Source organism: Parabacteroides acidifaciens (assembly GCF_003363715.1).
Lineage (GTDB): Bacteria > Bacteroidota > Bacteroidia > Bacteroidales > Tannerellaceae > Parabacteroides > Parabacteroides acidifaciens.
Genome location: NZ_QREV01000014.1, coordinates 96,111 through 102,685, shown reverse-complemented (window position 1 = coordinate 102,685; position 6,575 = coordinate 96,111). Strand labels below are relative to the sequence as shown.

The following is a 6,575-nucleotide window of genomic DNA, read 5'->3' as shown; positions in this document are numbered from 1 at the left end:
ATCATTTACAAGTTTTGATAAAGCCTGTTCCTCTGCGATCCCGCGTCGGAGCGCGGGAACGGGATAGTTCAAATATGACAAATAATGAATTTATTTATCCCAAATGATTATCGGGTGAGCTATTGTCAAGTCATAGCTCTGATTTGTAAACCTTTTCCCATACCGCTTTGTTCTTTTCCCGAAAACGTGTAAAAAACGCCGTGTATGTTTTTATGGCTTATGTCAAAATGGCATGATTTGCTTCTGGTATCTATTTTGTAGGAATATAGGTGAAGGTTAGAAATAAAAAGAAGAAAGAAAGGAGTATAACTATATGAATTTAAACAATTTTACAATTAAAGCACAGGAGGCCGTTCAGCAGGCTGTACAGCTGACTACCCAAAATGGGCAGCAAGCTATCGAAGCCGTTCATTTGCTGAAGGGTGTCATTATGACGGGCGAGAGTGTGACCAATTTCATCTTTCAGAAACTGGGTGTGAATATCCAGAATCTGAACCGCGTGTTGGATGCACAGATCAGTTCGCTGCCGAAAGTTTCCGGTGGGGAACCTTACCTGTCGAGTGAAGCAAATGCCGTTTTGCAGAAAGCAATCGACTATTCATCCAAGATGGGGGACCAGTATGTTTCGCTGGAACCGATCATTTTGGCCTTGTTTACGGAAAAGAGTACCGCTTCGCAGATACTGAAAGATGCCGGTGTAACGGAAAACGAGTTGCGCCAGGCTATCGAGGAACTGCGGAAAGGCAATAAAGTGACCAGCCAGTCGGCCGAAGATACGTACGATGCGTTGGGCAAATATGCCATCAACCTGAACGAACGTGCCCGTAGCGGCAAGTTAGATCCGGTGATCGGACGCGACGACGAAATCCGCCGTGTGCTCCAGATCCTGAGCCGCCGTACCAAAAACAACCCGATTCTGATCGGTGAACCGGGTGTCGGTAAAACGGCGATTGCCGAAGGGCTTGCACACCGTATTGTGCGTGGCGACGTACCGGAGAACTTGAAATCAAAACAGATATTCTCGTTGGATATGGGTGCGCTGATTGCCGGTGCCAAATATAAAGGCGAGTTTGAGGAACGTCTGAAAGCCGTAGTCAATGAGGTGACCCAGTCGGATGGCGAGATCATTCTGTTCATAGACGAGATCCATACGCTGGTAGGTGCCGGAAAGGGCGAGGGTGCGATGGACGCCGCCAATATCCTGAAACCGGCTTTGGCCCGTGGTGAATTGCGTTCGATCGGTGCGACGACGCTCGACGAATATCAGAAGTATTTTGAAAAGGATAAGGCGCTCGAACGTCGTTTCCAGATTGTCTTGGTGGACGAACCGAACGAGCTGGATGCCATTTCCATCCTGCGTGGTTTGAAAGAGAAATATGAGAACCACCATAAGGTGCGTATCAAAGATGATGCGATCATCGCAGCCGTCCAGTTGTCGACGCGCTACATCACCGACCGTTTCCTGCCGGACAAGGCGATCGACCTGATGGATGAAGCCGCTGCCCGTCTGCGTTTGCAGATCGACTCGGTGCCGGAATCCTTAGATGAAGTTTCCCGCCGTATCAAACAGTTGGAAATCGAACGTGAAGCGATCAAGCGTGAAAACGATAAAGGAAAGCTGGAACAGCTCAATAAGGAAATTGCCGACCTGAAGGACGAAGAAACGAAACAGAAGGCCCAATGGCAAAGTGAAAAAGAGCAGATCAACAAGATTCAGCAGAACAAGATAGATATCGAAAACCTGAAGTTTGAAGCCGATAAGGCCGAACGCGAAGGCGACTACGGTAAAGTGGCCGAAATCCGTTACGGAAAGATCAAACAGAAGGAAGAAGAGATCAGCGAAGTTCAGGAAAAGCTGAAGACGATGCAGGGAGCTGCCGCCATGATCAAGGAAGAGGTCGATAGCGAGGATATTGCCGATGTGGTGTCCCGTTGGACCGGAATCCCTGTCAGTAAGATGATGCAGAGCGAAAAGGAAAAACTGCTTCATCTGGAATCTGAACTGCATACGCGTGTGATCGGGCAGGAAGAGGCGATCAGCGCCATTGCGGATGCTGTGCGCCGTAGCCGTGCCGGATTGCAGGACCCGAAGCGGCCGATCGGTTCGTTTATCTTCCTCGGTACGACCGGTGTGGGTAAGACGGAGCTTGCCAAGGCGTTGGCGGAATATCTGTTCGATGATGAGAATATGATGACCCGTATCGATATGAGCGAGTATCAGGAGAAATTCAGCGCGACCCGTCTGATCGGTGCGCCTCCGGGATATGTCGGTTACGATGAGGGCGGCCAGCTGACGGAAGCGATTCGTCGTAAACCGTATTCCGTTGTCCTGTTCGACGAGATCGAAAAGGCTCACCCGGATGTCTTCAATATCCTTTTGCAGGTTTTGGACGACGGTCGTCTGACCGACAACAAAGGGCGTGTCGTCAACTTCAAGAACACGATCATCATTATGACCAGCAATATGGGTTCATCCCTGATCCGTGAAAACTTCGAGAAGATGACGCCGGAAACACACGACCGGGTGGTCGACGAAACGAAGATCCAGGTGTTGGAATTGTTGAAAAAGACAATCCGTCCCGAATTTCTGAACCGTATCGATGACATCATCATGTTTACGCCGCTTAACGAAGAAGAGATCCGCCGGATCGTTACTTTGCAGTTGAATGGCGTGAAGAAGATGCTGGCCCAGAACGGTATTGCTCTGGACTTTACGGATGCTGCCCTGGCCTTCATCTCCGATAAAGGCTTCGATCCGCAGTTTGGCGCCCGTCCTGTGAAGCGTGTGATCCAGAAGTATGTGTTGAACGAACTGTCTAAAGAACTGTTGGGCGGTAAAATCAACAAAGACCACCCGATCACGATAGACAGCGACGGCAACGGCCTGGTATTTAAAAACTGATCAGGTATTGGTTTGATTGATATATAAGCAAGAGGCTCTGCTCCTTAATTGGGGCGGGGCTTTTTTATGATAAAAAGTTGTCTCTTTTTTGGCAGGTAATGACCTTTTTATACTTTTGTACATTGAAATTCATAGCAAAACGAATACAAAGAAAACGTGAAGAATAAAATAGTTGTACTTGTTATTTTGGGGAGTTTAATCGTGTCGATGTTTATAGGATGTCAGCAGTCTCCTCCCCAATATATTCCCCAGGTAGTAGATTCGGTCAATAACGATAAAGATCGGATGGGGCTAAATGGAAAAGTCAAAACGCTGGATATTTATTATTATCGTCCGGAAAAAGTATCATCTATCTTCTCCGTGAAATTCAAAAAAGGTGGGAAATGGGAAGAGGACGGAATACATCACTATCATTTACGCTTCAATATCGATGGCAATCTTGTTCAATATAACGAATACGATAAGCAAGAAAATGCTGTTCGAAAGACCGATTATACCTATGAGGCTTGGGGATATACACATACACTCAGCTTCCCGGGAACTAACAGTACGATTGTCCGCAAATATAATACAGACGGGAAGCTGCTGGAAGTTGTGTATGATAATCTTTATGGGGAGATAAATACTTATGACGACAGAGGAAATCTTATCCGGACGAAACAGATCGACGGAACGGTTCACAAACCGGCGATGATCGAATATGATTATAACGAACACGATTTATTAGTCGAGAAGAGAGAGTTTTATAATATAGGAGAGTTATCGGGCAAGACTGTCTATGAGTACGGTGCAAATGATTTGTTGGCTCAGACTCGAGTATATGATTTGTTGAGTCGTGATATGCCGGAAACGCATTTCATCTATGAATATAGCGACAATAACCATGTTGTGGAAGAATATAGGATTGACGGTGAAGGCAATAAAGAGTTGGAATCTTGGTGTAAACGTGAATACTATCCAAATGGTAAACTGAAAGCTGTTGTCCGCAATGGTTTCTTGGAGGAAAAATATGACGAACAGGGGCGGCCGATTGATGAGCGGCCTGGATTTGAAATACTCTACAAAGACTTTCAGGACTATGGCTATGATACGCATGGCAACTGGATTGAAACAAAGAACTTCAAAGATTATGTTGATTTCGGCACAGGACTCGGTCGTATATTGAAACCTTATGTTGAGCGTGTCTTTACTTATTACGAAGAATAAAAACTTAAAATAAAACAATATGCGTACACAAAAATTCAGCCACATGGCAGGAGGTAAAGTTCTCGAAATCATTATAGCTATTTTGACTATAGTCTTATTGATCATCTTTTTGGTACTTCTATTTGCCAATGCACTTAATGTTATCTCCGTGCTTATTTTGCTGGTATCGGTCGTAAGTGTGATATGGTTTACTTACAAGTATTATAAACCGGCGTTTACCGATGTTATATTTTCGGATGAAGGCATTATAAGTAAAACTCATTTTGAGCAGGAAGAGTTACCGATAGATGCCATACGGGGAATCTGGTATTATAAAAATGGGCATGAAACAGATATCAAACCATATTCTGATAAAGATAAATTAAAAAACTGTATCATTATCATAGGAGACATTGACTGGTTCACGAATGTCGAATATATACGTGTAAACGGTTCTGCTGTATTGCGTGATTCATTTAAGAAAGGATATACCACTTTGGTCTATAGAAAAAGATTGGATGGAGTATTGAACGAGTTAGATTATAAGATACGACATAACGCATTGCATAACAAGCAGGATTTACATTTTGGGTAACAGTGAAAGTCTTCGAGACTCATTGTTGCCACTGAACCACACCTTATTTTTAGTGGAAAAGATATATCTTTGTACGAGATACAACAGAAACAATGTACAAATCGATACAGGTACTAAAGCAGTTTTGGGGTTATGACAGTTTCCGGCCGGGGCAGGCGGAGGTTATCGACAGTATTCTGTCGGGGCACGACACGCTTGCTTTGATGCCGACCGGTGGGGGTAAATCAATTACTTTCCAGGTCCCGGCTCTGTCTAAGCCGGGCATTTGCCTCGTGATCAGTCCGCTTGTCGCTTTGATGAAGGATCAGGTAAAGAACCTTCAGAAGCGCGGGATACTGTCGGCTTTTATCAGTTCCGAAATGCCGCGCTGGGAGATTTTGCAGCAGCTGGACAATTGCATCTTGGGTGATTATAAGTTTCTGTATATTTCCCCTGAACGTATCTCTTCCGATCTGTTTCAGGAAAAGCTGAAACCGTTATCAGAAAAGGTGAATCTGCTGGTTGTGGATGAAGCGCATTGTATCTCGCAATGGGGAAATGATTTCCGCCGGGATTACCGTTTGATAGCCGATATCCGTGATGCTATCCCTCGTGTTCCGGTGATTGCCGTGACGGCATCCGCTACGGCTGCGGTGGTTGCCGATATCTGTGAGCAACTCCATTTCCGTAAAGGCTACCGGGTGTTCAAGACCTCTTTTGAACGGAAGAACCTTTCTTTCGTTGTCCGCAAGACGGATAATAAGCTGAATGAACTTTGCCATATCCTGTCGTCCGTGCAAGGTTCGGCTGTTGTCTATAGCCGGACCCGCAGGGGTGTGGAAGAATATGCCGGTAAATTGAGGGCGGCAGGCATCTCGGCCGAATACTTCCATGCCGGGTTGGACCCGGTTATCAAGACGGAACGGCAGACCGACTGGCTGAAAGGGAATACTCGCGTGCTGGTGGCCACCAATGCTTTCGGGATGGGTATCGATAAGGGAGATGTGCGCTTGGTGATCCATACGGAGTTCCCGGATTCGATGGAAGCCTATTATCAGGAAGCCGGGCGAGCCGGACGTGACGGGAACCGGGCGTATGCGGTGGCCTTGTTGGGCCCGCAGGATATTACGGATATAAAAAGACGTCCCTCCAATGCTTTTCCTACAATCGAATATATCAAACGGGTTTATGAGGCCTTGTGCAACCGTTTCCAGATTGCGGAAGGTGACGGGGAAGGCGTGTCTGTCTACCTGAACGAACCGGAGTTTCTGCGTGACTGGCATTTTGACAAAGGCCGCCTGCGTTCTTCACTCGAAATATTATCTCTGTCCGGTTATCTCGATTTTGAGCCATATCCGAATACGCATCCTTATCTCAGGTACGACCAGCCGCGTTGGACGATGGACCGTTTCCTGAATGAAGACTCTCCGGCCGCCAAGATCACCATTGAGGTTTTACGCAATTACGAGGGGCTTTTCTCGGCCGGTGTATCTGTCAGTGTGGATATGTTGGCAAGAAAGACCGGATTCCAGCCCCGGGAGGTAGCCAAAATCTTAGGCTATCTGCGGAATATCGGTTTCTATTATCTTCCATCCAAAAAGGAGCCCCGGATTACCTTCAAGATGATCCGTGTCCCCCTGGAGCGTTTGGTAATCACAACCGCATCCTACGAAAATCGCTTGTCCGCATTTAAAATGCGAATTGAAAAAGTCGCAGAATACCTGCAAACGACCGGTTGCCGCCAAGAGTTTATATCCGAATACTTCGGCATGGAAGGGACGCGGTGCGGGTATTGCGATAATTGTTTACGGAAAGAGTAAACCTGTGGAGGTGATAAAAAATACATCCGGTAAGGCTGTCGTCTCAATTATTCCAATATCTTTGCAGTATCTATTAACCAATAAATAAAAATAG

At 46.1% G+C, this 6,575-nt stretch carries 4 protein-coding genes; all 4 read left to right on the top strand.

What is annotated here, in order from left to right:
* Nucleotides 1-313 precede the first annotated feature (313 nt).
* Complete coding sequence (gene clpB / locus DWU89_RS08330) at nt 314-2,902, top strand: ATP-dependent chaperone ClpB (RefSeq protein ID WP_115499180.1); 2,589 nt, start codon at nt 314-316, stop codon at nt 2,900-2,902.
* 207 nt (nt 2,903-3,109) lie between these two features.
* Nucleotides 3,110-4,108, top strand: a complete 999-nt coding sequence (locus DWU89_RS08325) for a hypothetical protein (RefSeq protein ID WP_222940346.1) — start codon at nt 3,110-3,112, stop codon at nt 4,106-4,108.
* Nucleotides 4,109-4,127: 19 nt separating this feature from the next.
* Nucleotides 4,128-4,682, top strand: coding sequence for a hypothetical protein (locus DWU89_RS08320; protein WP_115499178.1), 555 nt, complete (start codon nt 4,128-4,130; stop codon nt 4,680-4,682).
* A gap of 92 nt (nt 4,683-4,774) precedes the next feature.
* Nucleotides 4,775-6,481: a RecQ family ATP-dependent DNA helicase gene (locus tag DWU89_RS08315; RefSeq protein WP_115499177.1), complete on the top strand. Its 1,707-nt coding sequence runs from the start codon at nt 4,775-4,777 to the stop codon at nt 6,479-6,481.
* The last annotated feature ends 94 nt before the right edge of the window (nt 6,482-6,575 follow it).

Bases quoted from the DNA above. Each gene is read 5' to 3' on its own strand.
- DWU89_RS08320 (WP_115499178.1), top strand. From the start codon at position 4,128: ATGCGTACACAAAAATTCAGCCACATGGCAGGAGGTAAAGTTCTCGAA.
- clpB (WP_115499180.1), top strand. From the start codon at position 314: ATGAATTTAAACAATTTTACAATTAAAGCACAGGAGGCCGTTCAGCAG.
- DWU89_RS08325 (WP_222940346.1), top strand. From the start codon at position 3,110: ATGTTTATAGGATGTCAGCAGTCTCCTCCCCAATATATTCCCCAGGTA.
- DWU89_RS08315 (WP_115499177.1), top strand. From the start codon at position 4,775: ATGTACAAATCGATACAGGTACTAAAGCAGTTTTGGGGTTATGACAGT.